The organism is Rhizobium sp. NZLR8, from assembly GCF_019685025.1.
Classification (GTDB): domain Bacteria; phylum Pseudomonadota; class Alphaproteobacteria; order Rhizobiales; family Rhizobiaceae; genus Rhizobium.
Map to the genome: position 1 here is coordinate 1 of NZ_JABDVY010000005.1, position 25,999 is coordinate 25,999.

Annotated in this window: 27 protein-coding genes; 17 read left to right on the plus strand and 10 right to left on the minus strand. The window is 61.3% G+C overall.

Going from position 1 to position 25,999, the window contains the following annotated elements; translation table 11 throughout:
- The first annotated feature begins 379 nt into the window (after window positions 1-379).
- The 4 genes from HJB89_RS13080 to HJB89_RS13095 all read left to right on the plus strand — a co-directional run bounded on the left by HJB89_RS13080 (window position 380) and on the right by HJB89_RS13095 (window position 5,788).
- Window positions 380-1,327, plus strand: a complete 948-nt coding sequence (locus tag HJB89_RS13080) for an ornithine cyclodeaminase family protein (protein ID WP_207582363.1) — start codon at window positions 380-382, stop codon at window positions 1,325-1,327.
- Window positions 1,324-3,789: an ATP-dependent helicase HrpB gene (gene hrpB / locus HJB89_RS13085; protein WP_221150023.1), complete on the plus strand. Its 2,466-nt coding sequence runs from the start codon at window positions 1,324-1,326 to the stop codon at window positions 3,787-3,789. Before HJB89_RS13080 ends, hrpB begins: the two co-directional genes overlap by 4 nt.
- Window positions 3,790-3,812: 23 nt before the next feature.
- Window positions 3,813-5,141 carry an ActS/PrrB/RegB family redox-sensitive histidine kinase gene (locus HJB89_RS13090; RefSeq protein WP_221150025.1) on the plus strand — a complete coding sequence of 443 codons (1,329 nt, stop codon included), beginning with the start codon at window positions 3,813-3,815 and terminating at the stop codon, window positions 5,139-5,141.
- A 68-nt stretch (window positions 5,142-5,209) separates the two neighbouring features.
- On the plus strand, window positions 5,210-5,788 hold the full coding sequence (locus tag HJB89_RS13095; protein WP_207582360.1) for an ActR/PrrA/RegA family redox response regulator transcription factor: 579 nt from the start codon (window positions 5,210-5,212) through the stop codon (window positions 5,786-5,788).
- A gap of 12 nt (window positions 5,789-5,800) precedes the next feature.
- On the opposite strand, the gene HJB89_RS13100 is transcribed toward HJB89_RS13095, so the two are convergent.
- The gene (locus tag HJB89_RS13100) at window positions 5,801-6,295 is read right to left on the minus strand and encodes an MmcB family DNA repair protein (protein ID WP_207582359.1); all 495 of its coding nucleotides are present in this window, start codon (window positions 6,293-6,295) and stop codon (window positions 5,801-5,803) included.
- A 179-nt stretch (window positions 6,296-6,474) separates the two neighbouring features.
- Between HJB89_RS13100 and HJB89_RS13105 the strand changes: the two genes are divergently transcribed.
- Window positions 6,475-7,158 carry a L,D-transpeptidase gene (locus HJB89_RS13105; RefSeq protein ID WP_207582358.1) on the plus strand — a complete coding sequence of 228 codons (684 nt, stop codon included), beginning with the start codon at window positions 6,475-6,477 and terminating at the stop codon, window positions 7,156-7,158.
- Between the two features lie 77 nt (window positions 7,159-7,235).
- Here HJB89_RS13105 and HJB89_RS13110 read toward each other — a convergent pair whose 3' ends face one another.
- From HJB89_RS13110 to hslV, 5 genes are all read right to left on the minus strand, one after another.
- Window positions 7,236-9,407 carry a malate synthase G gene (locus tag HJB89_RS13110; RefSeq protein WP_221131571.1) on the minus strand — a complete coding sequence of 724 codons (2,172 nt, stop codon included), beginning with the start codon at window positions 9,405-9,407 and terminating at the stop codon, window positions 7,236-7,238.
- Between the two features lie 84 nt (window positions 9,408-9,491).
- Window positions 9,492-10,904 carry a cytochrome P450 gene (locus HJB89_RS13115; RefSeq protein ID WP_221115373.1) on the minus strand — a complete coding sequence of 471 codons (1,413 nt, stop codon included), beginning with the start codon at window positions 10,902-10,904 and terminating at the stop codon, window positions 9,492-9,494.
- A gap of 47 nt (window positions 10,905-10,951) precedes the next feature.
- A complete protein-coding gene (locus tag HJB89_RS13120; RefSeq protein WP_221150027.1) occupies window positions 10,952-11,899 on the minus strand; it encodes a DUF1402 family protein in 948 nt (315 codons plus the stop codon).
- Window positions 11,900-12,088: 189 nt separating this feature from the next.
- Complete coding sequence (gene hslU, locus HJB89_RS13125; RefSeq protein WP_007632042.1) at window positions 12,089-13,396, minus strand: ATP-dependent protease ATPase subunit HslU; 1,308 nt, start codon at window positions 13,394-13,396, stop codon at window positions 12,089-12,091.
- Between the two features lie 90 nt (window positions 13,397-13,486).
- A complete protein-coding gene (gene hslV / locus HJB89_RS13130) occupies window positions 13,487-14,014 on the minus strand; it encodes an ATP-dependent protease subunit HslV (protein WP_164015464.1) in 528 nt (175 codons plus the stop codon).
- A 176-nt stretch (window positions 14,015-14,190) separates the two neighbouring features.
- Between hslV and hisB the strand changes: the two genes are divergently transcribed.
- The 9 genes from hisB to coaA are packed head-to-tail and all read left to right on the plus strand — an operon-like array spanning window position 14,191 to window position 19,624.
- Window positions 14,191-14,799 carry an imidazoleglycerol-phosphate dehydratase HisB gene (gene hisB / locus HJB89_RS13135; RefSeq protein WP_003583306.1) on the plus strand — a complete coding sequence of 203 codons (609 nt, stop codon included), beginning with the start codon at window positions 14,191-14,193 and terminating at the stop codon, window positions 14,797-14,799.
- A 22-nt stretch (window positions 14,800-14,821) separates the two neighbouring features.
- Window positions 14,822-15,307 (plus strand): DUF2628 domain-containing protein, encoded by a 486-nt coding sequence (locus tag HJB89_RS13140; RefSeq protein ID WP_221150030.1) that lies wholly within the window; start codon window positions 14,822-14,824, stop codon window positions 15,305-15,307.
- A 2-nt stretch (window positions 15,308-15,309) separates the two neighbouring features.
- Window positions 15,310-15,960, plus strand: coding sequence for an imidazole glycerol phosphate synthase subunit HisH (gene hisH, locus HJB89_RS13145; RefSeq protein ID WP_221141341.1), 651 nt, complete (start codon window positions 15,310-15,312; stop codon window positions 15,958-15,960).
- A 52-nt stretch (window positions 15,961-16,012) separates the two neighbouring features.
- Complete coding sequence (locus tag HJB89_RS13150; RefSeq protein ID WP_221131574.1) at window positions 16,013-16,195, plus strand: hypothetical protein; 183 nt, start codon at window positions 16,013-16,015, stop codon at window positions 16,193-16,195.
- Window positions 16,192-16,749, plus strand: coding sequence for a hypothetical protein (locus HJB89_RS13155; RefSeq protein ID WP_221131575.1), 558 nt, complete (start codon window positions 16,192-16,194; stop codon window positions 16,747-16,749). The genes HJB89_RS13150 and HJB89_RS13155 overlap by 4 nt, the downstream gene beginning before the upstream one ends.
- Before the next feature lie 6 nt (window positions 16,750-16,755).
- Window positions 16,756-17,502: a 1-(5-phosphoribosyl)-5-[(5-phosphoribosylamino)methylideneamino]imidazole-4-carboxamide isomerase gene (gene hisA, locus HJB89_RS13160; protein WP_221131576.1), complete on the plus strand. Its 747-nt coding sequence runs from the start codon at window positions 16,756-16,758 to the stop codon at window positions 17,500-17,502.
- A complete protein-coding gene (gene hisF / locus HJB89_RS13165) occupies window positions 17,503-18,291 on the plus strand; it encodes an imidazole glycerol phosphate synthase subunit HisF (RefSeq protein ID WP_207582350.1) in 789 nt (262 codons plus the stop codon).
- A 17-nt stretch (window positions 18,292-18,308) separates the two neighbouring features.
- A complete protein-coding gene (locus HJB89_RS13170) occupies window positions 18,309-18,632 on the plus strand; it encodes a phosphoribosyl-ATP diphosphatase (RefSeq protein WP_003571373.1) in 324 nt (107 codons plus the stop codon).
- Window positions 18,629-19,624: a type I pantothenate kinase gene (gene coaA, locus HJB89_RS13175; protein ID WP_207582349.1), complete on the plus strand. Its 996-nt coding sequence runs from the start codon at window positions 18,629-18,631 to the stop codon at window positions 19,622-19,624. The genes HJB89_RS13170 and coaA overlap by 4 nt, the downstream gene beginning before the upstream one ends.
- 21 nt (window positions 19,625-19,645) lie before the next feature.
- Here the strand turns inward: coaA and HJB89_RS13180 are convergent, their stop codons facing one another.
- From HJB89_RS13180 to HJB89_RS13195, 4 genes are all read right to left on the minus strand, one after another.
- Entirely contained in the window at window positions 19,646-20,263 is a 618-nt protein-coding gene (locus tag HJB89_RS13180) for an alpha-ketoglutarate-dependent dioxygenase AlkB (RefSeq protein ID WP_221141345.1), read from the minus strand.
- Between the two features lies 1 nt (window position 20,264).
- Window positions 20,265-20,708, minus strand: a complete 444-nt coding sequence (arfB, locus tag HJB89_RS13185) for an alternative ribosome rescue aminoacyl-tRNA hydrolase ArfB (RefSeq protein WP_207582347.1) — start codon at window positions 20,706-20,708, stop codon at window positions 20,265-20,267.
- Window positions 20,709-20,819: 111 nt separating this feature from the next.
- Entirely contained in the window at window positions 20,820-22,430 is a 1,611-nt protein-coding gene (locus HJB89_RS13190) for a phosphoenolpyruvate carboxykinase (protein ID WP_221131578.1), read from the minus strand.
- A 103-nt stretch (window positions 22,431-22,533) separates the two neighbouring features.
- The gene (locus HJB89_RS13195; protein WP_207582345.1) at window positions 22,534-22,689 is read right to left on the minus strand and encodes a hypothetical protein; all 156 of its coding nucleotides are present in this window, start codon (window positions 22,687-22,689) and stop codon (window positions 22,534-22,536) included.
- A gap of 76 nt (window positions 22,690-22,765) precedes the next feature.
- Here HJB89_RS13195 and HJB89_RS13200 point away from each other — a divergent pair, with 76 nt between their 5' ends.
- The 3 genes from HJB89_RS13200 to HJB89_RS13210 all read left to right on the plus strand — a co-directional run bounded on the left by HJB89_RS13200 (window position 22,766) and on the right by HJB89_RS13210 (window position 25,901).
- Complete coding sequence (locus HJB89_RS13200) at window positions 22,766-23,500, plus strand: response regulator transcription factor (RefSeq protein ID WP_007632058.1); 735 nt, start codon at window positions 22,766-22,768, stop codon at window positions 23,498-23,500.
- 164 nt (window positions 23,501-23,664) lie between these two features.
- On the plus strand, window positions 23,665-25,455 hold the full coding sequence (locus tag HJB89_RS13205; RefSeq protein ID WP_221150033.1) for a sensor histidine kinase: 1,791 nt from the start codon (window positions 23,665-23,667) through the stop codon (window positions 25,453-25,455).
- Window positions 25,452-25,901 (plus strand): HPr kinase/phosphorylase, encoded by a 450-nt coding sequence (locus tag HJB89_RS13210; RefSeq protein WP_207582343.1) that lies wholly within the window; start codon window positions 25,452-25,454, stop codon window positions 25,899-25,901. The genes HJB89_RS13205 and HJB89_RS13210 overlap by 4 nt, the downstream gene beginning before the upstream one ends.
- Window positions 25,902-25,999: the final 98 nt, after the last annotated feature.

Genomic DNA, 25,999 nt, shown 5'->3' on the forward strand with positions numbered 1-25,999 from the left:
GAACACAAACCAGCAATCGCCAATCCGCTTGAGTTTCTTTAGAACGAAAGACTTCGTCGCCAGCAGCGCCGCCGCCCTCGTTCAGTGAGTGGGCTTATAGAACTAACCCTCCCAAACAGTCAACAGCCATGCCGAAAGTTTTTTGACAATTTTGTAACAGGCTGAAAATGAAGGGCTTTTAGCGACAGTCGCAAAAATAGACGAAATCCGCCGCCCCAATGGGTGGTTTTTGAGATTCGTTTTCGCCAAATCCTGAAGAACGGCTTCGGCGAGGGAGACAAGGTTGATATGGGAAGCCTGATGTTGAATTCCAGGTGCTTGCCTATAACGCGCCTCAGTCGCTAATTTGGCGGCGATAGACTATCCGGCGGAGTGAAGAATGCTTGTCCTCGATGAAGAACAGACGCGCGCGGCCCTGCCCTGGCCGGAACTGATCGAGGCGATTGCCCGCATGTTCCAGAGCGAATGCGTGATGCCGGTGCGCCACCACCATGAGATGGAGGTGCCGGGTGAAGAGAGCGCTACACTGCTTCTGATGCCGGCCTGGCTTCCCGGACATTATGCCGGGGTGAAGACCGTCTCGGTCTTTCCTGGCAACATGCGGCGCGGCCTGCCGGCGATCTTCGGAACCTATCTTCTTTCCTCCGGCGCTACCGGCGAGATGCTGTCTGCGATCGACGGTGGCGAACTGACTGCGCGGCGGACGGCGGCAGCATCGGCGCTGGCGGCCCGTTATCTCGCCCGTGCCGATGCGGAGGAGATGCTCGTCTGCGGGACCGGTCGACTGTCGCTCAACCTGATACTTGCTCACGGCACGACCCGGCCGATCAAGAAGTACCGCGTCTGGGGTCGCAACCGGCATGCCGCGGAAACGATCGCCGCCGAAGGGCGGGCGCTGGGGCTGGATGTCGAGGCGGTTGCAGATGTTGAAGCCGCGGCGCGAACCGCCGATATCATTTCCTGCGCCACGCTTTCCAGCGAGCCGTTGATATCGGGCGAATGGTTGAAGCCCGGCGCCCATCTCGATCTCGTCGGTGCCTTCAAGCCAAATATGCGCGAAAGCGACGACGAGGCCATCCGCCGTGCTTCGGTCTATGTCGATACCCGCGCCGGCGCCGTCAGCGAGGCAGGCGATATCGTCCAGCCGCTGAAAAGCGGCGTGCTTAGGGAAAGCGACATCAGAGCAGAGCTTGCGGAACTGGTCAGCGGTGCCCATGGCGGGCGAAGCCATGGTGAGGAAATCACGTTGTTCAAATCGGTCGGCGCCGCTTTGGAAGATCTCGCCGGAGCGATTCTTGCCTATGAGACAGTGACGGGCCGAAAGTGACGATCAGTGCATCATTGCCGGAACTTCCGGTTTCACATGTTCTGCCGGCCGTCGGCGCGGCGTTGGCCAATGAGGGACGCGCCGTCCTTTCCGCGCCGCCCGGCGCCGGCAAGACGACGCTGGTGCCGCTTTACCTGCTTGACCAGGCCTGGCGCGGCGACGGCAAGATCATCCTGCTGGAGCCCCGGCGGCTGGCGGCGCGGGCGGCGGCAAGCCGGATGGCGTCATTGCTCGGCGAGCAGGTTGGCAGCACGGTCGGCTACCGCATGCGCCTCGACAACAGGATATCGGCAGCGACACGGATCGAGGTCGTGACCGAGGGGGTTTTTGCCCGGATGATCCTCGACGATCCGGAATTGGCCGGTGTCTCTGTCGTCATCTTCGACGAATTCCACGAGCGTTCGCTGGATGCCGATTTCGGACTGGCGCTGGCGCTCGACGTCCAATCGGCCCTGCGCGAGGATTTGCGTATCTTGGTGATGTCGGCGACCCTTGACGTCGAACGTGTGGCGGCCCTGCTCGACCATCCGCCTGTCATCGAAAGCCTGGGGCGCAGCTTTCCGATCGATATCCGCTACCAGGATCGGCCGGGCGGCGAGCGCATCGAGGATGCGGTCACGCGGGCGATACTCGATGCCCATGCCGATCAGACCGGCTCGATCCTCGCTTTCCTGCCCGGCCAGGCGGAAATCACCCGAACGGTGGAACGGCTGCAGGGACGATTCGGAGCCGAGACACTGATTGCGCCGCTCTATGGCAATCTCAGCCAGAAGGAGCAGGATGCGGCAATCCGACCGGCATCCACGGGAACACGCAAGATCGTGCTTGCGACGTCGATCGCCGAAACCTCCATCACCATCGATGGCGTCAGGATCGTGATCGACAGCGGGCTGCAGCGTCTGCCAGTGTTCGAAGCACCGACCGGGATCACCCGGTTGGAGACGGTGCGCGTGTCGCGGGCTTCCGCCGATCAGCGGGCGGGCCGCGCCGGCCGAACGGAACCGGGTATCGCCGTCAGGCTGTGGCACCAGGGACAGACCGCGGCCCTGCCGGCCTTCACGCCGCCGCAGATCCTTTCCAGCGACCTTTCCGGACTGGTGCTCGATCTCGCCCATTGGGGCGTTCAGGATCCGGCGTCGCTTGCCTTTGTCGACCAGCCGCCGGAGACGACGCTCAGGGAAGCGCGGGTGCTGCTTGGCCAGCTCGGCGCGCTCGACAAGGGTGGGGCGCTGACAGTACGCGGCAAGGTGATGCGTGATCTCGCTTTGCCGCCGCGGCTTGCCGCCATGGTCATTTCTGCAGGCGAATCAGGGCACGCCCGCGATGCGGCAATGATCGCCGTGCTTCTCACCGAACAGGGGCTCGGCGGAACGAACATCGATATCGAGGAGCGGCTGCGACGCTTCAAGGCCGAGCGTGGCGAAAGAGTGGAGGCCTCGCGGCGGCTGGCGGCGCGGCTGGCGAGCGGCCTCGACACCGTTACCGCAACGGCGCCGGCACTTGCGGGCCAGCTCTTGCTGCATGCGTTCTCGGATCGGATCGCGCTTCAGCGCGGCGGGCGCGGCCGATTCGTGATGGCGAACGGGCGCGGCGCGGAGCTGCCGGAAACCGAGAGGCTGGCCGGCAGCCAGATGCTGGTTATCGCCGATCTCGCCGGGCGGGCGGCGCGGGCGCGAGTATTGGCGGCAGCCGAGGTAACGCGCGGCGATATCGACGCCGAGCTGCCCGGCGAAATCAAAACCGGCGATCAGATCTTTTTCGACCGGCAAAGCCGGCAGATACGAGCGCGGCGGGCAACCCGGCTCGGTGCGATCGTCTTCGAAGAGACGCCCTTGCCGCGGCCTTCCGGGGCCGCGGTCACCCAGGCACTGGTGGAGGGCGTGCGCGAGCTGGGGCTCGATCATCTCGCCTTCTCGAAGGAGGCCGTGCAACTTCGCGAGCGGATCGGATTCCTTCACAGGACGATCGGCGAGCCCTGGCCCGACGTCAGCGACGATGCCCTGCTTTCGCGGCTGGATGATTGGTTCGGCCCCTTTCAGACAGAGGCCCGCGGCCTTTCCGAGATTTCCGCCGCCGGGCTGTCGAACGGGCTGCTGTCGTTGGTGCCGCACGAGGTGCAACGCGACCTTAACCGACTTGCGCCGACGCATTTCGAAGCGCCGACCGGCCAAAGACATCCGATCCAATATGAGGGCGAGGAGCCGGTGTTGACGATCCGCGTGCAGGAGCTGTTCGGGCTGAAGCAGCACCCGGCCATTGCCGGCGGCCGTCTGCCGCTGCTGCTCGAACTGACCTCGCCGGCGCATCGGCCGATCCAGACGACCCGCGACCTGCCGGGCTTCTGGGCCGGCACGTGGAGAGACGTGCGTGCCGATATGCGCGGACGTTATCCCCGGCATTCCTGGCCAGAGCGGCCGGAAGACGCGTTGCCGACGACACGGGCAAAACCGCGTGGTACATGAGGGCCATCCAAGGAGCCCCCGGCATGATCGACACGCCTGGCATGATTGACAACACACAAAGCCTTACACTGGAGGACCGGTACAGCAGCCGCAGGCTGCGCCTGCAGACGCTGGTGCGGCTGCGCTGGCTTGCCGTTTGCGGCCAGGCGCTGACGGTGTTCATCGTGGCCTTCTGGTTGAAATTTTCCTTACCGCTGATTGCCAGCTCTTCGCTGATCGCTGCCCTTGCCTGGGTGAATTTCTACCTGACGATCCGCTATCCGCCGACCCACCGGCTGGGACCGCCGGCCGCCTTTGCGCTGCTCGGCTTCGATCTTCTGCAGCTCTGCGCGCTGCTCTTCATCACCGGCGGCCTTGCCAACCCTTTCGCAGCCCTCGTCTGCGTGCCCGTCATCATTTCGTTTGCCTCGCAGCCGATCCGTTACAGCACGGCGCTGATCGGCTTCGCGATGGTGTGCATCACGATGCTTGCCTTTTCGCCTTTTCCGCTGCCCTGGTTCGACGGTGTCGAGATCAACGTCCATAACGTCATGCAGTTCGGGGTCTGGTGCTCGATCGCCTCGACGATGGCCTTCGCCGCCTTCTATGCCTACCGTGTCTCGCTGGAAGCGAGCCAGCTTGCCGATGCGCTGGCTGCAACCGAACTGGTGCTGCAGCGGGAAAAACACCTTTCACAGCTCGATGGATTGGCGGCCGCCGCTGCCCACGAGCTCGGCACGCCGCTTGCGACGATCAGCGTCGTCGCCAAGGAAATGGAGCGGGAGCTCAAGGACGACGATCGTTTCCGCGAGGACGTGATGCTGCTGCGCAGCCAGAGCGAACGCTGCCGTGACATCCTGCGGCGGCTGACGACGCTTTCCTCCGAAGGCGAAGCGCATATGCGCCGCCTGCCGCTTTCCTCGATGATCGAGGAGGTCGTCGCGCCACACCGGGAATTCGGCATCATCTTGGAGCTGATCGAAAAGAGCCCGCGCAAGGACGAACCGGTGACCGACCGCAATGCCGGCATCATGTACGGGCTCGGCAACCTGATCGAAAACGCCGTCGATTATGCGCGGGAGAAAGTGATCGTCACCGTCGAGCATGATCACGACAAAGTGCTGATCGTCATCGAGGATGACGGCAACGGCTACGCTCCCGATATTCTGACGCGGATCGGCGAGCCTTACATGACCAAGCGGCAGAAAGAGGATACGGCGGGAGGGCTCGGCCTTGGGCTTTTCATCGCCAAGACGCTGCTGGAGCGCTCGGGGGCATCGCTGATTTTCGAGAATCGCGACCCGGAAAGTGCGGGCGCGCGTATCCGAATCGAATGGCCGCGCATGCTGATCGACGCAAATTCGACAAAATGACTTTGTCGGCATAAGTAGGATATAAACGGTTGACGCAGATCGGGCGTTCAAGCGCCAGGACCAAGACGATGACAGAACAAAATCACGAAAATTTCGCCGCGGCAGATGAAGACCATATCGGTCCTGACGCTAGCCTGCTGATCGTCGACGACGACGGGCCGTTCCTGCGCCGGCTGGCCCGGGCGATGGAGACGCGCGGTTTTCAGGTGGAGACGGCCGAATCAGTGGCGGAGGGCGTTGCGAAATCGAGAGGCAGGCCGCCGAAATATGCGGTGGTCGACCTTCGGCTCGGCGACGGCAATGGGCTCGACGTCATCGAAGCTATCCGCCAGCGGCGCGACGACACCAGGATCATCGTGCTGACCGGCTATGGCAATATCGCAACCGCGGTCACCGCCGTAAAACTCGGCGCCGTCGATTACCTGGCAAAGCCAGCGGATGCCGACGACGTCTTTTCAGCGTTGACGCAGCGGCCGGGCGAAAAGGCCGACCTTCCCGAGAACCCGATGTCGGCCGACCGGGTGCGCTGGGAGCACATCCAGCGGGTCTATGAAATGTGCGAGCGCAACGTGTCGGAAACCGCGCGCCGACTCAACATGCACCGGCGCACACTGCAGCGTATCCTTGCCAAACGGGCGCCGAAATAGACGAGACATCCGTCAAACATCATCGACGGTATACGGCTTTCCGTTGGCCCATTCGGCCATCATCAGCCTCTGCGCGGCGGCACGTGAGAAATTGAGCGTGACGGATTTTCGCGTGGCCGGGGCCAAACGATGTTCCGGCGCCTCGCGAATCATATGAGCGCCATAACCGTCCGACAGGAAAAGCCCGCACTCCTCGGGAAAGATGTCGAGCGGCACACCTTCGTGAGTCGCGAAGAACAACCGGTCGCAATGCAGCCTGTATTCCGGCCATTTGCGATCCACCCTGAAATCCTCGATCGACGTCTTGATTTCTATAATCCAGACCTCGCCCTTTTCCGAAACAGTGATCAAATCGGCACGGCGGCCGCTGGCGAGCGGCAGTTCGGGCAGCACGGCATGGCGCATTTCATGCAGCAAAATCTGCGTTCCGCGCCGCACCATCATGGCTCTGTCCGATTGCCGGCCATCGATTAACGGATTGTTATTGTAAACGCTCAAAATCGTCATGGATAACCCTAGCAGGGGCTGGCGTGTTGTTGCAAAAAAACCATGCGCTTCTAATTTGCGCCGCAGATGGATTTGTCGCGCAGCAGTAGCCTTGCAAAGCGCAAGTTAATCGAAAATAAACCATAATCAACGATGGTCGAAAGACTGTTCTCCTTGCCCCAAAACTTCAAGAGTCATCTATGCGCATCCGCAATGCATTCCCGGTATTTGGCCTGCTGACGACGCTGGCACTGGCCGGTTGCTCCTCGACATCAGACAGCGCATCCGTCGACGACAAGGGCGCAGGCCCGACGGTACAGACAGCCCAGATCTTCAATGACGCCTATGGCGTGACGAAGGATTCCGGATACTCTCTGCCGGCGATCCCGATCGACCGGGTCAAGCCGCAGTTCCGCCGCCAGGTCGTCAGCTACCAGACCACCGAGCGCCCCGGTACGATCATCGTCAACACTCGCGAGCGCTTCCTCTATTACATCCTGGCCAACGGCAAGGCGATGCGCTACGGCATCGGCGTCGGCAAGCAGGGCTTCGCATGGGCCGGCACCGCCTACGTCGCCTGGAAGCAGGAATGGCCGACCTGGCACCCGCCGAAGGAAATGGCCGTTCGCCGTCCTGACGTCGCCAAGTATGTCGAAGACGGCATGGGCCCGGGTCTCAGCAATCCGCTCGGCGCACGCGCCATGTATCTCTTCAACGATGACGGCAAGGACACGCTGTTCCGCCTGCACGGCACACCGGAATGGGCTTCGATCGGCACTGCCGCTTCCTCGGGCTGCATTCGCCTGATGAACCAGGACGTCATTGACCTCTATAGCCGCGTCCGTCCCGGCAAGGGCACGTCCAAGGTCGTCGTTATCCAGTAAGCTAGATACTGAATTCGGTATAAAAAAGGCCGCCGGGCTGTCGTTCCGGCGGCCTTTTCATATTCTCACCTATGCTCTCACCCTTCTTGCTTCGCCTTGAGTTCAAGGCGGCGGCGGTGAAGCACCGGCTCGGTATAGCCGTTCGGCTGCTCCCTGCCCTTCAGGACGAGATCGAGGGCGGCCTGAAAGGCGATCGAGCCGTCGAAATTGCCGGCCATCGGCCGATAAGCGGGGTCTTGCTCGTTCTGCCGGTCGACGACAGCGGCCATGCGCTGCATCGTTTCGGCGATCTGAGCCTCGGTGACGACCTTGTGGTGCAGCCAGTTCGCCATGTGCTGGGCCGAGATGCGCAATGTCGCACGATCCTCCATCAGGCCGACATTGTTGATGTCTGGCACCTTCGAGCAACCAACGCCCTGATCGACCCAGCGCACGACGTAGCCGAGGATGCCCTGGGCATTGTTGTCGAGTTCGCGCTGGATTTCCTCCGGCGTCCAGTTCGGCCGCACCGCAACCGGCACGGAGAGAATGTCGGAGAGCTTGGCGCGCGCACGGTCCTTCAGCCCCTGCTGAACCCTGGCGACATTCACCCGGTGATAATGGGTGGCATGCAGGGTGGCGGCCGTCGGCGACGGGACCCAGGCGGTGTTGGCGCCGGCCTTCGGATGGGCGATCTTCTGCTCCAGCATCGCCGCCATCAGATCCGGCATCGCCCACATGCCCTTGCCGATCTGCGCATGGCCGGCAAGACCGCATTCGAGCCCGATGTCGACGTTCCAGTTTTCATAGGCGGCGATCCAGGCCGCCTGGCGCATGTCGCCCTTGCGAATCATCGGGCCGGCTTCCATCGAGGTGTGGATCTCGTCGCCGGTGCGATCGAGGAAGCCGGTATTGATGAAGACGACGCGCTCGCGGGCAGCACGGATGCATTCCTTGAGATTGATCGTCGTGCGGCGCTCCTCATCCATGATGCCCATCTTGATGGTGTAGCGCGGCAGGCCAAGCGCGTCTTCGACCCGCGAGAAGATCTCGTCGGCGAAGGCCACCTCTTCCGGCCCATGCATTTTCGGCTTGACCACATACATCGAGCCGGTGCGGGAATTCTTCCTGCGGCCGGCCGGGCCGATGTCGTAAAGCGAGATCAGCCCGGTGATGACGGCATCCATGATGCCTTCCGGTACTTCGAGGCCGTCGCGGTCGAGGATCGCCGGATTGGTCATCAGGTGGCCGACATTGCGCACCAGCATCAGCGAGCGGCGATGCACCTCGAACGAAGCGCCGTCCGGGCCGGTATATTGCACATCCGGATTGAGCTTGCGGATGAAGCTCGTTCCGCCCTTTACCACCTCTTCCTGGAGATCGCCCCTCATCAGGCCGAGCCAGTTGCTGTAGACGACGACCTTGTCCTCGGCGTCGACGGCAGCGATCGAATCCTCGCAGTCCATAATTGTCGTAATCGCCGATTCCAGCCAGACATCGGAGATATGAGCCGGATCGGTCTTGCCGATCGCCGTCGTCACATCGATGACGATCTCGATATGGATGCCGTTGTTCTTCAGGAGAATATGCGTCGGTGCGGCGGCATCGCCGCGATAGCCGGCAAAATGCCCGTCATCCCTCAGCATTGCCTGCTCGCCATCGATCGATCTGATCGCGAGCGCTCCGTCCTTGACGGCGAAACTGCCGACATCCTTCCAGCTGCTATCCTGCAGCGGCACAGACATATCGAGAAAATCTCGCACCCAGGCGATGACCTTCTCGCCGCGCTTCGGATTGTAACCCTTGCCCTTTTCAGCGCCGTCGGTCTCGGGAATGGCGTCCGTGCCATAGAGCGCATCATAGAGCGAGCCCCAGCGGGCATTGGCGGCGTTGAGCGCATAACGGGCGTTCATGACGGGAACGACCAGCTGCGGGCCTGCAATCGAGGCGATCTCAGGATCGACGTTATCGGTCGACACTTGGAAGTCCGATCCCTCAGGCAAGAGATAGCCGATTTCGCGGAGGAAGGACTGGTATTCGTCCATATCCGCAGGCGAGCCATGCCGGCGATACCAGTCGTCGATCTTAACCTGCAGGTCGTCGCGTTTTGCCAGCAGCGCACGATTCCTAGGGGCGAGATCATGGACGATCGCCGAAAAATCGGCAAAGAACTTGTCCGCGTCGACCGCTAGCCCTGGCAGCACCTCCTTGACGAGGAAATCATGAAGGACGGCTTCGACGGCAAGACCGTTCTTATCAATGCGGTTCATGCGGCATTCTCCTTGGCACGACTTTGAATGCTGCCACTTTGCCCGGCTTTCATTCACAGTCAATTCGGCAATAATTCGAAAGATTTATGCTTTTGTGGAAATTATGCGCGGCGTTACGCACATCGGAAGCCCATTCTGCGGCTGCGTCGTTAATTTCTGCACCGGCCAGGGATTGGTCTGAGCGGTGGAATCGAAGCGATAGCGATGCATCAGAACAGCAAGGGCAATCACCGCCTCCTGAAGCGCAAAGGTTGCGCCGATACAGACACGCGGACCGGCGCCGAAAGGCAGGAACTGGAAGCGGCCGATGGAGCCGCGATTTTCCGGCAGGAAGCGTTCCGGCATATAGGCGCGCGGCCTGTCCCAATAGAGTTCGTGGCGATGCAACGTCCAGGGCATGATCAGCAACGTGACATCGGCATCGATCTCGACCCGCTCGCCCTTAGGGCTTGTCCAGGAATCAGCCGCTATGGCGGCGCGATTGATGGATGGTGCCGGCGGATAGAGGCGTAAAGCCTCCTCGAAGGCGGCGCGCGTCAGCGGCATTAGATCCAGCCATTCCACCGGTTCGGCGCCAGTGGCGAGCACTGCGTCGATTTCTACTTCCATCGCCTCACGGATGTGCGGGCTGTTCGATACGCAATACAGCGTCCAGGCCAATGCCCGCGCTGTGGTCTCATGCCCCGCGCCGATAAACGTCAGAATATTGTCTTCGATTTCTTCTTTCGTCAGCCCGTCAGGGCCGGCCTGCTCCAAGAGCAGGGTCAGGAAATCTTCGGGCGCGGTGGCGCGATTGGCCTTCATCTTTGCCAGTCGCGTATCCATCGTGTTGCGCACAATGGCGCGGAATTTCTCCAGCACTTTCTGACCGCCGATGCGTGTCACACGTGGAACCCAGGACGGGGCGCGCATCAGATCCATCGGATCGACGCGGCCCATGCGATTCAGGAGATCATTGACATCATCGGCGAAATTGCCGCTTGAGGTGACGATTTCACCGGAGAATAACGTGTCAGCGAGAATCGCGAAGGTCAGCTCGGTCATGTCGGTGCTGATATCGAAAATCGCTCCCGCCTCGCCTGCGCTCTCATATTTGCCGGCATAGTCTTCAGACTGGCGCAACATCTGCCCGGCGAAGCCTTGGGCATGGCGGGGCGTGAAAACCGGCGCCACCGCCTTGCGTGATCTTTTCCAGACGGGACCTTCGGCGGTCAGAAGACCGTCGCGTAGGATCGGACGCAGGACGAGCTGGCGCACATCCGACATGCGGTAATTATTGGCATTGTCGACCAGCACATGCTTGATCAGGCCGGGATCATTGACGATCAGCGTCCTCTGGCCAAAGAAATTGGTGTGGATCCAGGGCAGCGTGTAAGACGGCTCGCCCCAGAGTTCGAGCGGGTTGCGCAGGATGACGCGGATGATTTCCAGCCGGCTCGGCGGTACGGTGCGCGGCAGCGGTGCCGGCGGAACGAAGGGGTCCGGACGCATGTCCATCGGAAAAGCCTTTCGGGGAAAATCTACGCTTCCCGTCAGGCGTGAAGCTAGAGCAGGCCCTTGAGTTCGTCCAGCTTGTCGTTGATCAGCCAGCCGTAATAATTCTCCTCCGGCCAGACGGTCGCGCCGGCGGAGCGGTTTTTCGCGGCAAGGGCTGCGGCGCGCTGGCGCGAGTTGCCGACATTATAAAGCGTCGCGGTCAGGCCGGGATTGCCCGAGATGTCCATGCCGGCGATCTCCTTGTAATCGTCGATCGACCGGCGGATCGAGGCGGCGACAAAGGCGAGCGAGATATCGGGATCCATGATGGACTTGTAGACGGCGCCGGCATTCTTCTCCTTCAGCTTCGGATAACCGGAGACACGGGCCACGAGATCGGAGAGCATCAGCGCCGTCAACGGATTGACCTGGCCGAGGCCGAAGGTCTGACCGGCGTAGAAGGGCTGGAAGAAGACCGCGCTGAAGCGGTTGTCGGGAAAGCTCTTGCCACCCACGGTCTTGCCGCGAAAATCACTTTCCCAGACATCTTCGCGGCAGGACCACAGCGTGTAGGAATCGCTCTTGCCTTTGCACTCGGCAAATTGCGGCCGCACCACGAAGTCGTCGATGTTTTCGCCGTCATAAGCGAAGCGGAAGCTTTCTCCAGCGTAAGAAGCAGCCTTGACATAATAGGACTGCAGCCGGTCGTAGGCGTCGACATTATAAGTGTGTTCGCCAACGATCGCGCCGACGACATGGATGGGATTGATGCCGTAAGCGCTGGAGACCTTGCGGATCTTGCCCATCAGCTCGCGATCGGTGGCCAGGAGCTCGTGGACCTTTTCATACTTCAGATCGAAGCTGCTCTTGGTTCCCTTGGTGCGCCTGACGGACGCGCCCGGAATATCCGGCTGCTCGGCATGGCGGTTGCCGGCCGGCACCGTCTGCATTGCGAAGGCGGGCGCCGAATTCACCAGGGCAACGGCAATCAAAAGGCTTGTCAAAAGGCGTCGCACGATCCGCTATCCCGTCCGGTTCCATCGTCCTGTTTGCGATGCGGCTGACTGGACCAGAATCTTGGCCGAATAAAGCCGCAGCGGAAAACAAACGGGCCTTCACTAAAAAGTAAAAGGCCCGCTGTCGAGAGTGGAGTTCGTCACAATCCGGCATTCACATCGGGAAAGACATGGACCGGTGCGCCGATATCACAGAATGAAGCGCGAGAGATCGGTATTCTGCGCGAGATCGCCGACATGTTCGCGCACATAGGCGGCATCGATCGTCACGGCCGTTCCGCCCCGGTCCGGCGCGTTGTAGGAGATCTCGTCCAGCACCCGCTCCATCACCGTCTGCAGACGGCGGGCGCCGATGTTTTCGACGGAGGAGTTCAGATGCACGGCGACATCGGCAAGCGCATCGATCGCGTCATCAGTGAATTCGAGGCTCAGGCTTTCGGTTTCCATCAGCGCACGATACTGGCGGATGAGGCTTGCTTCCGTCTCGGTCAAGATTCGGCGGAAATCCTCCTTGTTCAAAGGACGCAATTCGACACGGATCGGCAAGCGACCCTGCAGTTCCGGCAAAAGATCCGAGGGTTTGGAGACATGGAAGGCGCCGGAGGCGATGAAGAGGATATGATCCGTCTTCACCGGCCCATATTTGGTCGAGACCGTCGTGCCTTCGACGAGCGGCAAGAGGTCGCGCTGAACGCCTTCGCGCGAAACGCCGGCGCCCATGCCGCCGTCACGGGCGGCGATCTTGTCGATTTCGTCGAGGAAGACGATACCGTCATTCTCGGTGGAGCGAACGGCCTCGCGCTGGATCACCTCATTGTCGATCAGCTTGTCGGATTCGTCGCGGATCAGGTCGCTGTAGGAGGCCTTGACCGTGGTGCGGACCTTCTTGGTGCGTCCGCCCATGGCTTTGCCGAACATTTCCGACAGGTTGAGCACGCCGATATTGGCGCCCGGCATGCCGGGTATTTCGAAGCCACCCATGCCGGAACCGGCATCGGCCACCTCGATATCGATTTCCTTGTCGTCGAGTTCGCCATCCCTCAGCTTCTTGCGGAAGTTTTCGCGGGTGGCGGGCGAGGCGGTGGTGCCGACCAGCGCATCGAGAACACGCTCCTCGGCGCTGACGTGGGCCTTGGCCTGGACCTCGGTCCGCTTCTTCTCGCGCACCAGGCCGATACCGACCTCGACAAGATCGCGGATGATCTGCTCGACATCGCGGCCGACATAACCGACTTCGGTGAATTTGGTGGCTTCCACCTTGATGAAGGGCGCGCCGGCGAGTTTTGCCAGGCGGCGGGAGATCTCGGTCTTGCCGACACCGGTCGGGCCGATCATCAGGATGTTCTTCGGCATGACTTCGTCGCGAAGGCTGGGGTCCAACTGCTGGCGACGCCAGCGGTTGCGAAGCGCAATCGCGACGGCGCGTTTGGCGTCATGCTGGCCGATAATGTAGCGGTCGAGTTCGGAAACGATCTCGCGGGGGGAAAAAGTCGTCATTGCGTGTCATTCTCCTGGCGGTCCGGGGCCATCAGCACCCGGCCGTAATTCGTCTTTGCTCGCCGCCGCAGCGGCCGCAAGGCCCGAGGTTCAGCCTTCGACATCCAGCGATTCGACCACGATATTGTGGTTGGTGTAGACGCAGATGTCGGCGGCGATTTCGAGAGCGCGGCGCGCGATCTCTTCGGCCGATTTGTCGGTATCCATCAGCGCGCGGGCGGCGGCTAAGGCAAAATTGCCGCCCGAGCCGATCGCCGTCGTGCCATGCTCGGGCTCGAGCACGTCGCCATTGCCGGTGATCGCCAGCGTGATCGACTTGTCGGCGACGAGCATCATGGCTTCGAGATTACGCAGGTATTTGTCGGTGCGCCAGTCTTTGGCAAGCTCGACGGCGGCACGCATCAGCTGACCGGGATATTGCTCCAGCTTCTTTTCAAGCCTTTCGAGCAGGGTAAAGGCATCGGCAGTGGCGCCGGCGAAACCGGCGACGACTTCACCCTTGCCGATGCGGCGCACCTTGCGGGCATTGCCCTTCATGACGGTCTGGCCGAGGCTCACCTGGCCGTCGCCGGCCATCACCACCTTGCCGCCTTTTCGAACTGTAATGATCGTTGTCATCAAACACCTGTCTGCCCACGACGCGGGCGTTTACGCGAGACCACACATTGGCCCTGTTGAGCCCTATGTAAGAGGGCCGGCGCCGTTTGCAAATGGGCCGGCTTTTCTCTTGCCCGGCTTCTGGATATTTGCCGATGCGCCTGATAAGGAACGGCCTTATTCCGATGGAGGGCCATATGGCCGAGACCGCAGCAAGCCGTACGGGCAGCGTTTCCCGCAAGACCAACGAAACCTCGATTTCCGTCTCCGTCAATCTCGACGGCACCGGCAAATCGAAGATTTCGACCGGCGTCGGCTTCTTCGACCATATGCTCGACCAGTTGTCGCGGCATTCCCTCATCGATATGGAGATCGAGGCCAAGGGCGACCTGCATATCGACGACCACCACACGGTCGAGGATACCGGCATCGCCATCGGCCAGGCGATCTCCAAGGCGCTCGGCGACAGGCGCGGCATCACGCGCTACGCTTCGATCGATCTCGCCATGGACGAGACGATGACCAAGGCCGCGGTCGATCTTTCCGGCCGGCCGTTCCTCGTCTGGAACGTTGCGTTCAGCGCGCCGAAGATCGGCACGTTCGACACCGAACTCGTTCGCGAATTCTTCCAGGCGCTTGCCCAGAATGCCGGCATCACCTTGCATATTCTCAATCATTATGGCGCCAACAACCACCATATTGCCGAGACATGCTTCAAGGCCGTTGCCCGCGCATTGCGCACGGCGACAGAGATCGATCCGAGACAGGCGGGCCGTGTTCCCTCGACCAAGGGCACGCTCGTCTGAGCCCTTCAAGGGAGCGGCGACAATGACATCAAGCTATATTTTCCTGACACCACCCGGCAGCACGAGCGCCGCGGTCAACGAGACGCGAACCATCCGCGACGGCTTCACGCTGCTCGGCTTTCTCTTTCCCTGGCTGTGGCTGCTGGCCCATCGGCTTTGGCTGCCTGCGGCCGCGGCCTTTCTGCTGCAGGGCCTCGGTGGTGCGCTGATGGAAGAGCCGGATCTCGGGCTGGCGGGAGCGGCCATCATGCTAGGTGTGAATGTGCTGGTCGGGCTCGAGGGCCAGAATTTGCGTATCCGCACCCTCGCCGCCAAAGGCTGGAACGAAGACGCACTCATAGCAGCCGATACGATCGGCATTGCCGAGCAGGTCTATTTTTCGGACAGGCCGGCCATCGCGAATAGCGATGACGCCGCGGCACCGGACTGGGACAACAAGACCCGGCCGAACCGCCCGCCTGGCCATGCCACATCGCTTGGCCTCTTTGGTTTTGATGGAGGACGCTGACGATGCGCGTCGCGATTATCGACTACGGCTCCGGTAACCTTCGCTCGGCGACCAAGGCTTTCGAGCGGGCCGCCCGCGAGGCAGGCATCGATGCGCATATCGATCTCACCGATAGGGCAGAGGATGTTGCCGCGGCCGATCGTATCGTGCTTCCCGGTGTCGGCGCTTATGCCGATTGCCGGCGCGGCCTCGATGCGGTGCCTGGAATGGCCGAGGTGTTGATCGAGGCTGTCGAGAAGAGGGCACGGCCGTTCCTCGGCATCTGCGTCGGCATGCAGCTGATGTCCTCGCGCGGCCTCGAGAAGACCGTGACGCATGGTTTTAACTGGATTGCCGGCGACGTCGTCGGGATGACGCCTGATGATCCTCAACTGAAGATCCCGCAGATCGGCTGGAACACGCTCGACCTGAAGCGCGACCATCCCCTCTTTGATGGTATCGCGACCGGCCCGGAGGGACTGCATGCCTATTTCGTGCACTCCTACCAGCTTGCCGCCGAAAACGACGACGACGTCATCGCGACCGTTGACTATGGTGGTGCAATGACCGCCGTCGTCGGGCGCGACAACATGGTGGGCGCCCAGTTTCACCCTGAAAAGAGCCAGAAGCTCGGGCTGGCGCTGATCACGAATTTCCTGCGCTGGAATCCGTGATACCTCCGCCTTATTTCCCCTTTAAGGAAACGGCGGGACAGGAGTGCGCTCGATGCCGGCGTCGCGGAAATCAGGCAAGGTAATCTACACGTTGCGGCCTTCCAGAGAGGGCCTGCCTGCCTTTTCTGATATCAAGCTTCCGGGCGGCACGATCATTCGCCGTGTCGATGAGGCCCTCCACAGGAAGGCGCTTTTCAATGCGACCAAGGCGCTGAAAGAAAGGCTGGACCGATGACCCACGAATTCCTTGCCGGCAACGAAAATTCGCAGCTGCGCGCCAACGGGATCAACGCCGGCGACGTCGCAGAGGCCGTGCTGGAATTCTATATCGAAGGCGAGGACGATCTGATCGGCTTGCTAGCCTACGCCCTCTACGAGCGACAGAAGCGTGATTTCGTTGTCAGCCATCGCAAGCGCAACGCCGGCCGTTCGCCCAATGAAGCCGAGCTTGCCGCCGTCACCAGCAATTATCTCTCGACCGACTTGCGCAATACGCTGCGCGACCGGGCCTCGCAGATCCTTTCGAGCTATGCCGAAACCTATGTGGAGGCGATGGAACCGGAGATCCGGCTGGCCGCCGTCAACAATGATGCGCTGCGAAAGATGCGTGACATCGAAAAATCGATGAAGCGGCGCCTCGGCTTCTGGCGCCAGGTCCGTGCCGGCTTTGTCGTCGCCCTGCTGCTGCTTCTGCTTTTCGGCGCGGCCACCTTTGCCGCTGTCTTTTTCCACTCGGATATCGTAGATGCGTGGAATGCGCTGATGGTACCGACCACTCTACGGACGTAAGACGACATGATCCTTTTTCCCGCGATCGACCTGAAGGGCGGCCAATGCGTCCGCCTGAAGCTCGGCGACATGCAGCAGGCGACGGTCTACAACACCGATCCGGCCGCCCAGGCGAGATCCTTCGAAGACCAGGGGTTCGAATGGTTGCACGTGGTCGATCTCGACGGCGCCTTTGCGGGGCATTCGGCCAATGGCGACGCCGTCGAGGCGATCCTGAAGGCGACGAAAAATCCGGTGCAGCTCGGCGGCGGCATCCGCACCCTCGATCATATCGAAGCGTGGCTGTCGCGCGGGCTGCGGCGCGTCATTCTCGGCACCGTCGCGGTCAGAAATCCTGATCTGGTCATCGAGGCCTGCCGGAAATTCCCGGGCCATGTCGCCGTCGGCATCGATGCCAAGGGCGGCAAGGTCGCCGTCGAGGGCTGGGCGGAGGCTTCCGAACTCGGGATCATCGAGCTCGCCAGGAAATTCGAGGGCGCCGGCGTCGCCGCGATCATCTACACCGATATCGACCGAGACGGCATCCTTGCCGGCATCAACTGGACCTCGACGCTGAAACTTGCCGACGCCGTCTCCATTCCCGTCATCGCCTCCGGCGGCCTTGCCTCTCTCGATGATGTCAGACGTATGTTGCAGCCCGATGCGCACAAGCTCGAGGGGGCGATTTCCGGCCGGGCGCTTTATGACGGCCGCATCGATCCCAAGGAAGCCCTGGCGCTGATCCGGGTGAACAGGGCAAAGGAGACCGCGTAAATGACCCTTAAAGCCCGTGTCATTCCCTGCCTCGACGTCAAGGACGGCCGCGTCGTCAAGGGCGTCAACTTTCTCAATCTCGTTGATGCCGGCGATCCGGTCGAAGCGGCGAAGGCCTATGATGCGGCCGGCGCCGATGAACTTTGCTTTCTCGACATCACTGCGTCCTCGGACAATCGCGAGACGATCTTCGATGTCGTGTCGCGCACAGCCGACCAATGCTTCATGCCGCTGACAGTCGGCGGCGGGGTGCGCACCATCGCTGATATCCGCAAGCTCTTGCTGTGCGGCGCCGACAAGGTCTCGATCAATTCGGCGGCGGTCAGCAATCCCGACTTCGTCGCTGAAGCGGCCGACAAGTTCGGCGACCAATGCATCGTCGTTTCGATCGACGCCAAGCGCAGGCGCACACGGGCGGTCGGCGGCGACAATCTCAGCGCCTGGGAGATCTATACGCATGGCGGCCGCAACGCGACGGGCCTCGACGCCGTCGAATTCGCCCAGAAGATGGTAGAGCGCGGCGCCGGCGAGCTGCTGGTCACCTCGATGGACCGCGACGGCACCAAGGTCGGCTACGATCTGGAACTGACGCGGGCGATCGCCGATGCGGTGCGTGTGCCGGTCATCGCGTCGGGCGGCGTCGGCGACCTCGACGATCTCGTCGCAGGGGTGAAGGAAGGCCATGCCAACGCGGTGCTCGCCGCCTCGATCTTCCACTTCGGTACCTATACCGTCGGCGAGGCGAAACACTATATGTCGAAGTGCGGCATCGACATGCGTCTGGACTGAACCTTGAAAGCGGACCTATGAGCGGATTTTCTCTTTCCGATCTCGAAAGCATCGTCGCAGAACGGTCGAAAGCCTCGCCAGAGCAATCCTGGACAGCGAAGCTCGTGGCCGCCGGTCAGCCGAAAGCGGCAAAGAAGCTCGGCGAGGAGGCGATCGAAGCCGTGATGGCGGCGGTGACCGGCGACCGCGATAATCTGACCTATGAAGCCGCCGATGTGCTCTATCACCTATTGGTCGTATTGAAGATTGCTGAAATACCGTTAGAGAATGTCATGGCCGAACTCGAGCGCCGAACCGCGCAGTCCGGCCTCAAGGAAAAGGCCGGCCGGCAGAGTTCATGAGTATCGCGACTGAGATCATCGGGGTGCCGGAAACGTTGGATCATTTCCAGTCGGACTCCTATTCGCCCTACCACTTCTTCTCTTCCGAACAATGGGCGAAATTCCGCGCCGATACGCCGCTGACGCTGACCAGCGACGAGGTCAAACGGCTGCGTTCGATGGGCGATCCGATCGATCTCGACGAGGTCCGGCGGATCTATCTGTCGCTGTCGCGGCTGCTGTCGGCGCATGTCGAATCTTCGCAGATGCTGTTCGAACAGCGCAACCGCTTCCTCAGCCTGTCCGATGTGACAAAGACGCCCTTTGTCATCGGCATCGCCGGCTCGGTCGCCGTGGGAAAATCGACCACGGCCCGTATCCTCAAGGAGCTCCTGGGGCGCTGGCCTTCCAGCCCCAAAGTCGATCTCGTTACTACCGACGGCTTCCTCCATCCGAACGCCGTGCTGCAGCGGAAAAAGCTGATGCAGCGCAAGGGTTTTCCGGAGAGTTACGACACGGCGGCGATCCTGCGCTTTCTCTCGGCGATCAAGGCCGGACAGCCGGATGTGAAGGCGCCTAGCTATTCGCACCTTGTCTACGACGTGCTGCCGGACGAATACAAAATTGTCGACCGGCCCGACATCCTGATCTTCGAGGGCATCAACGTGTTGCAATCGCGCGACCTGCCGGCCGGTGGCAAGATCGTGCCGATGGTCTCCGACTTCTTCGACTTCTCGATCTATATCGATGCCGCGGAAGACCAGATCCACAACTGGTACGTCGCACGTTTCATGCGGCTGCGCGAGACCGCCTTCCGCGATCCGAACTCCTATTTCCATCGCTACGCCTCGATCAGCGACGCGGAAGCGCTCGAAATCGCCGGGGATCTGTGGGCGAATATCAACCTGAAAAACCTGCGGCAGAACATCCTGCCGACGCGGCCGCGTGCCGATCTCATCCTGAAAAAGGGCAAGGATCATCTGATCGAGCAGGTCGCGCTGCGGAAACTATAGCAGGCGATCCTATGCTGATTGTCAGTTCGGGGGATTGACGCGGCGTAACGTCAGATTGATGCGCCCGCCATTCTTCAAGAGCGTCGAGGTCGCCGGATGAATGCGGTCGACGCCGTGGAAACAAAGTCTCCCCTCGCCGCCCAGAACGACCAGATCGCCGCTCGAAAGCTTGAAGGATAGCGTAGGATCGTTGCGGTTGAGGCCGCCGACGCGGAAGAGGCAGCTGTTGCCGAGCGAGATCGAGACAACCGGCGCCTGCAGATCCCTCTCGTCCTTATCCTGATGCAGGCCCATGCGCGCGTCGTCGGCGTAAAAATTCACCAGACAGGCTTCGGGCGGTTTGTCGTAGCCGGCAACATCATTCCAGATATCAAGCAATTCCCGCGGCATGTCAGGCCAGCGCCTGCCGGTTGCCGGATGCGTCGGCTGATAGCGATAGCCGCGCTCCTTGTCGGTCACCCAGCCGAGCGGCCCGCAATTGGTCATGCGCACCGACATCGGCTTGCCGGTGCCGGGCATGACGGGCACATAAAGCGGCGCCTCAGTGACAATAGTGCGGATTACCTCGACCAATGCCTCCTGACGCGCCCGGTTGAGGTAGCCGGGGAGATGGCGAATGCCGCTCAAGAGCTCCGGCATGTCATTCGCCTCCGCTGCCGCCAGGGCGGCCACGCATTTTCTTGACTTCAGAACGGCCGGATTTTTCCTTCAGGCGGCGCTCGACCGAACCCTTGGTCGGCCTGGTCTTCTTGCGTGGTGGCGGCGGCGGCTTGGCGGCCTCCAGTAACAATTCCTTCAGCCGGTCGCGCGCATCCTCGCGGTTGCGGTCCTGGCTGCGAAACCGGCTCGCCTCGATCATCAGCACGCCTTCCTTCGAAAGGCGGCGGCCGGCAAGCTTGACCGCATTGGTTTTGACACGATCATTGAGGGACGGCGAATTCGGGATATTGAAAAACAGCTGGACCGCGGTCGAGACCTTGTTGACATTTTGCCCGCCGGGACCGCCCGCCAGAACGAACTGTTCCGTCAGCTCCCATCCGGCGATGGTGATTCTGTCGTCGATATAAAGTGCGTCGCTGGCCATGCGGCGTTCTATCTCACATCGGCGGCGAATTGAAAATATCGGCTGCAATCAAAGAAAACCCGGCGATCCTGCGATACCGGGTTTCACGTGAGTCAGAGAATTTTGTTGTTCTTATTCGGCGGCGACCTTTACGCCGGGGGCCGCATCGCGGACGCCGCCGTCGACGTGACCCTCGAACTTGGCGAAGTTGGCGATGAACATCGAGACCAGCTTTTCGGCCTGCACGTCATAGGCCGATTTGTCGGTCCAGGTCGAGCGCGGATCGAGAATGCTGCCGTCGACGCCGTTGACGGAGACCGGCACAGCGAAGCCGAAGTTGGTATCCGCACGGAACTCCACCCGGCCGAGTTCGCCGGTGAGAGCCGCAGCGAGAAGGGCACGCGTCGCCTTGATCGGCATGCGCTTGCCAGTGCCGTAAGCGCCGCCGGTCCAGCCGGTATTGACCAGCCAGCACTGGACGCCATGGCGGCCGATCAGCTCCTTGAGCAGATTGCCATATTCGGCCGGATGCCGCGGCATGAACGGGGCGCCAAAGCAGGTGGAGAAGGTCGCTTCCGGCTCAACCACACCCTTTTCGGTGCCAGCCACCTTGGCGGTATAGCCGGAGAGGAAGTGATACATCGCCTGATCAGGCGTCAAGCGAGCGATCGGCGGCATGACGCCGAAGGCATCGGCGGTCAGCATGATGATCGTCTTCGGATGCCCGGCCCGGCCGGTTTCCGAGGCGTTCGGGATGAAATCCATCGGATAGGCGCAACGGGTGTTCTCGGTCAGCGAGCCGTCATTGAAATCCGGCTCGCGGCCTTCGTTCAGAACGACGTTTTCGAGCACGGTGCCGAAGCGCTGCGTCGTCGCATAGATTTCCGGCTCGGCCTCGGCCGACAGACGGATGGTTTTGGCGTAGCAGCCGCCTTCGAAGTTGAAGATGCCGTTTTCACTCCAGCCGTGTTCGTCATCACCGATCAATGTGCGGGCCGGATCGGCCGAAAGCGTCGTCTTGCCAGTGCCGGAAAGGCCGAAGAACACCGCGGCGTCACCGTTCGGACCGACATTGGCCGAGCAGTGCATCGGCATCACGCCCTTGGCCGGCAGCAGGTAGTTGAGCACGGTGAAGACCGATTTCTTCATTTCGCCGGCATAGGAGGTACCGCCGATCAGAACGAGACCGTTGGTCAGGTCGCAGGCAATCACCGTTTCCGAACGGCAGCCGTGGCGGGCCGGATCGGCCTTGAAGCTCGGCAGATCGATGATCGTCAGTTTCGGCGCGAAGCTGGGCAGCGCTGCGGCATCGGGGCGGATCAGCAGATTGCGGATGAACAGCGAATGCCAGGCAAACTCGGTGACGACCCTTGTCGGCAGAGCATGGCCTTCCTCGGCGCCGCCGACGAGATCCTGGACGAACAGGTCCCTACCCGCGGCGTGCGCCAGCATATCCTCGCGCAGCAGGGCGAAATGTTCCGGCGAGATCGGCTTATTGTTGTCCCACCAGATTTCGCTGTCGGTATTGCTGTCGCGAACGACGAACTTGTCGCGCGGCGAACGGCCGGTGTGCTGGCCGGTGATAGCCCGCAGCGCACCCTGAGCAGTCAGTTCGGCTTCGCCCCGGCGGATCGCTTCTTCATAGAGCGCGGCGGCAGAAAAGTTGTAGCGAACGCTGGCTGCGCCGCCCAATCCAACCGTTGCCAGCTCTGTTGCCGGGTTATGAACTCCGAACATTTCCATGGCTAATTCCCTTTGCTCAGGCTCGGTGCCGTTAAACTAAGCGCGAAAATACGGGCAGGATTTTTAAAACACAAGACGCTAAATTTGATAAAATGTAGTAATATCAGATATTTAATCGATTTAAATTTATTGCTTCTATTTTAAATCGTTTTAAAGACCGCGTTGAAACATTTTGCCGCACTACTCCAGATTGCTGGAGAATTTCACGACAATCTTTCCCTTTATCTTTGCCACAATTTGTTCCACCTTTATCCTCCATAAGCGCATCCGGTCACTGAGACCGCCTGGGGAGAGCAAATCCGGGAGATTGCGCACTGATGACGGAGACCAACACCATGCCGACAATCGCGCTCGTTGATGACGACCGCAACATCCTCACCTCGGTGTCGATCGCGCTGGAGGCCGAAGGATACAAGGTCGAGACTTATACGGATGGAGCTTCGGCGCTCGACGGCCTTCTGGCGCGGCCACCGCAGCTGGCGATCTTCGACATCAAGATGCCGCGCATGGACGGCATGGAATTGCTGCGCCGTCTGCGGCAGAAGTCGGATATTCCCGTCATCTTCCTCACCTCCAAGGATGAGGAGATCGATGAACTCTTCGGCCTGAAGATGGGCGCCGACGATTTCATCACCAAGCCTTTTTCGCAGCGCCTGCTGGTCGAGCGCGTCCGCGCCGTGTTGCGCCGCGCCTCAAGCCGTGAAGCCGCAGCCGCCGGCACCAGCCCCGCCGGCGCGCCGAAGAACGGCGCTGTGCAGCAGGCCCGATCGCTGGAGCGCGGGCAACTGGTCATGGACCAGGAACGCCATACCTGCACCTGGAAGGGTGAGGCCGTGACCCTGACGGTGACCGAATTTCTGATCCTGCATTCGCTGGCGCAGCGCCCCGGCGTCGTCAAAAGCCGCGACGCGCTGATGGACGCCGCCTATGACGAACAGGTCTATGTCGACGACCGGACCATCGACAGCCACATCAAGCGGCTGCGCAAGAAATTCAAGATGGTCGACAACGACTTTGATATGATTGAAACGCTCTACGGAGTGGGATACCGCTTCCGCGAAGCGGCCTGAGCCCACGCGGCGCAGGGCGACTGCATAATTCCCTAGACAGAGTTATGCAGCAGTTCAAAGTGTTACAGCCTCCTTTGCGCGTCTAAAAAGACGCGCGGCGCTGTCGGAATTGTTGAGGGCTGCGGGCCGATTTATCCGGCCCCGCCCTTCGAAAGGGCCTGTCGTTGGCACAGTTGGTGCAGGAAAGGGATCTCGACGATGCGGAGGGCGTGAGCGCCCTTCGCGTCAAGGGCCGCCGTTGGTCGCATCCCTTCACGCTGATCCGCCGTATCTTCGGCAATGCCGTGTTTTCGAGCCTGACGCGGCGCATCCTGTTCTTCAATCTCGTCGCGCTGGTAGTGCTTGTCTGCGGTATCCTCTACCTCAACCAATTTCGCGAGGGACTGATCGATGCCCGCGCCGAGAGCCTGTTGACGCAGGGCGAAATCATCGCCGGCGCTATTTCGGCTTCCGCATCGGTCGATACCAACTCGATCACCATCGATCCGCAAAAGCTGCTGGAGCTGCAGGCTGGACAGAGCATCACCCCGGTGCCGAACGACGAGGACCTCGAATTCCCGATCGATCCCGAGAAGGTCGCGCCGGTTCTGCGCCGGCTGATCTCTCCGACGCGCACACGCGCCCGCATCTTCGATGCCGATGCCAATCTGCTGCTCGATTCGCGCCATCTTTATTCGCGCGGCCAGGTGCTGCGTTTTGACCTGCCGCCGGTCGAAGAGGAGAAGCAGACCTGGAGCGAGTGGTTCGCGACCCTGTTCAACAAGGCGCTGCAGCCCGGCAACCTGCCGCTCTACAAGGAAGCGCCGGGCGGTGACGGCTCGATCTATCCAGAGGTGATGAATGCACTCACCGGCGTGCGCGGCGCCGTCGTGCGCACGACCGAAAAAGGCGAGCTCATCGTTTCCGTCGCCGTGCCGATCCAGCGTTTCCGCGCCGTGCTCGGGGTGCTGTTGCTGTCGACACAGGCTGGCGATATCGACAATATCGTGCATGCCGAGCGGCTTGCCATCATGCGCGTCTTCGGTGTCGCGACGCTCGTCAACGTGCTGCTTTCGCTGGTGCTCTCGTCGACGATCGCCAATCCGCTGCGCCGCCTTTCGGCCGCCGCCATCCGGGTGCGGCGCGGCGCCAAGGCGCGCGAGGAAATTCCTGACTTTTCTGCCCGTCAGGATGAAATCGGCAATCTTTCCATTGCATTGCGCCAGATGACGACAGCGCTCTACGACCGCATCGATGCGATCGAGAGTTTCGCGGCCGATGTCAGCCACGAGCTCAAGAATCCGCTGACTTCGCTACGCAGCGCCGTCGAAACGCTGCCGCTTGCCAAATCCGACGATTCCAAGAAGCGGTTGATGGACGTCATCCAGCACGATGTCCGCCGCCTCGACCGGCTGATCAGCGATATCTCCGACGCCTCCCGCCTCGATGCCGAACTCGCTCGTGTCGATGCCGGTTCCGTCGACATGGAAATGCTGTTGCGCGACCTCATCGAGGTTTCGCGCCAGGTCAGGAGCACCAAGAAGCAGGTAGAGATCGAATATGCGATCGAACGCAAGCCGAACGTCAAGACGCGCTTCGTCGTCAACGGCCACGATCTGCGCATCGGCCAGATCATCACCAACCTGATCGAGAACGCCCGCTCCTTCGTACCGGAAAAGGGTGGAAAGATTACCGTGCGGCTGGTGCGGACACGGTCGCGCTGCGTCACCACGATCGAAGACAACGGACCCGGCATCCAGGCCGAAAATATCGACCGCATCTTCGAGCGCTTCTATACGGATCGACCGGAATCGGAAGGTTTCGGCCAGAATTCGGGGCTCGGCCTGTCGATCAGCCGCCAGATCGCCGAAGCCCATGGCGGCTCGCTGAGAGCAGAGAACATCACCGATGCCGAAGGCGGACAGGTGCTCGGGGCCCGCTTTATCCTCGCTCTGCCTGTCGGCGCCGCCGCATGACGACGGCTCCGAACATCCATGCGACGGCGATCATCGTCGGCAGAACGGGGCTGCTGTTCAGCGGACCTTCCGGCTGGGGAAAATCAATGCTGGCCTTCACCTGCATGACCGAGGCACGCCGGCTCGGGCTGTTCACGGCGCTGGTCGCCGACGACCAAGTTCTTTTGTCTGAAGAGGCCGGCACGGTGATCGCGGCATGTCCGCCGTCGATCGCCGGGCTGATCGAACTTCGCGGCACCGGCATCGTCCGGCAAGATCATATTCCACGGGCGCCGATGCACTACGCCGTGCTTCCGGGCAGCGCCACTGGTGAGGAGCGCGTGCCCCCCGAAGGCGAAATCGTCAGCCTCGCAGCCGGTCTTTCGCTTCCCGCATTGCGGTTGCTCACTGGCGTTTCGTCACCCCTTGCAATCCTGATGGCGAAAGCACCCGATATCGGGCATTGAAGCCTTCCGGATTGATCAATCTGCCTTATATATTCGCATTTTTATCTTGCACTTCGGCTTTTCATGGCCAAGATGTGCCCCCACCGGTGGACGTAATT

Coding starts and splice junctions, on each gene's coding strand:
- hslU (WP_007632042.1), bottom strand. CDS start 13,396: ATGACGACTTTTTCCCCCCGCGAGATCGTTTCCGAACTCGACCGCTAC.
- HJB89_RS13150 (WP_221131574.1), top strand. CDS start 16,013: ATGCCGGCGTCGCGGAAATCAGGCAAGGTAATCTACACGTTGCGGCCT.
- hisB (WP_003583306.1), top strand. CDS start 14,191: ATGGCCGAGACCGCAGCAAGCCGTACGGGCAGCGTTTCCCGCAAGACC.
- HJB89_RS13140 (WP_221150030.1), top strand. CDS start 14,822: ATGACATCAAGCTATATTTTCCTGACACCACCCGGCAGCACGAGCGCC.
- HJB89_RS13195 (WP_207582345.1), bottom strand. CDS start 22,689: ATGGAGGATAAAGGTGGAACAAATTGTGGCAAAGATAAAGGGAAAGAT.
- HJB89_RS13170 (WP_003571373.1), top strand. CDS start 18,309: ATGAGCGGATTTTCTCTTTCCGATCTCGAAAGCATCGTCGCAGAACGG.
- HJB89_RS13100 (WP_207582359.1), bottom strand. CDS start 6,295: ATGACGATTTTGAGCGTTTACAATAACAATCCGTTAATCGATGGCCGG.
- HJB89_RS13210 (WP_207582343.1), top strand. CDS start 25,452: ATGACGACGGCTCCGAACATCCATGCGACGGCGATCATCGTCGGCAGA.
- HJB89_RS13095 (WP_207582360.1), top strand. CDS start 5,210: ATGACAGAACAAAATCACGAAAATTTCGCCGCGGCAGATGAAGACCAT.
- hisH (WP_221141341.1), top strand. CDS start 15,310: ATGCGCGTCGCGATTATCGACTACGGCTCCGGTAACCTTCGCTCGGCG.
- HJB89_RS13155 (WP_221131575.1), top strand. CDS start 16,192: ATGACCCACGAATTCCTTGCCGGCAACGAAAATTCGCAGCTGCGCGCC.
- hisF (WP_207582350.1), top strand. CDS start 17,503: ATGACCCTTAAAGCCCGTGTCATTCCCTGCCTCGACGTCAAGGACGGC.
- HJB89_RS13105 (WP_207582358.1), top strand. CDS start 6,475: ATGCGCATCCGCAATGCATTCCCGGTATTTGGCCTGCTGACGACGCTG.
- hisA (WP_221131576.1), top strand. CDS start 16,756: ATGATCCTTTTTCCCGCGATCGACCTGAAGGGCGGCCAATGCGTCCGC.
- coaA (WP_207582349.1), top strand. CDS start 18,629: ATGAGTATCGCGACTGAGATCATCGGGGTGCCGGAAACGTTGGATCAT.
- HJB89_RS13180 (WP_221141345.1), bottom strand. CDS start 20,263: ATGCCGGAGCTCTTGAGCGGCATTCGCCATCTCCCCGGCTACCTCAAC.
- HJB89_RS13110 (WP_221131571.1), bottom strand. CDS start 9,407: ATGAACCGCATTGATAAGAACGGTCTTGCCGTCGAAGCCGTCCTTCAT.
- HJB89_RS13115 (WP_221115373.1), bottom strand. CDS start 10,904: ATGGACATGCGTCCGGACCCCTTCGTTCCGCCGGCACCGCTGCCGCGC.
- arfB (WP_207582347.1), bottom strand. CDS start 20,708: ATGGCCAGCGACGCACTTTATATCGACGACAGAATCACCATCGCCGGA.
- HJB89_RS13080 (WP_207582363.1), top strand. CDS start 380: ATGCTTGTCCTCGATGAAGAACAGACGCGCGCGGCCCTGCCCTGGCCG.
- HJB89_RS13090 (WP_221150025.1), top strand. CDS start 3,813: ATGATCGACACGCCTGGCATGATTGACAACACACAAAGCCTTACACTG.
- hslV (WP_164015464.1), bottom strand. CDS start 14,014: ATGACAACGATCATTACAGTTCGAAAAGGCGGCAAGGTGGTGATGGCC.
- HJB89_RS13200 (WP_007632058.1), top strand. CDS start 22,766: ATGCCGACAATCGCGCTCGTTGATGACGACCGCAACATCCTCACCTCG.
- HJB89_RS13190 (WP_221131578.1), bottom strand. CDS start 22,430: ATGGAAATGTTCGGAGTTCATAACCCGGCAACAGAGCTGGCAACGGTT.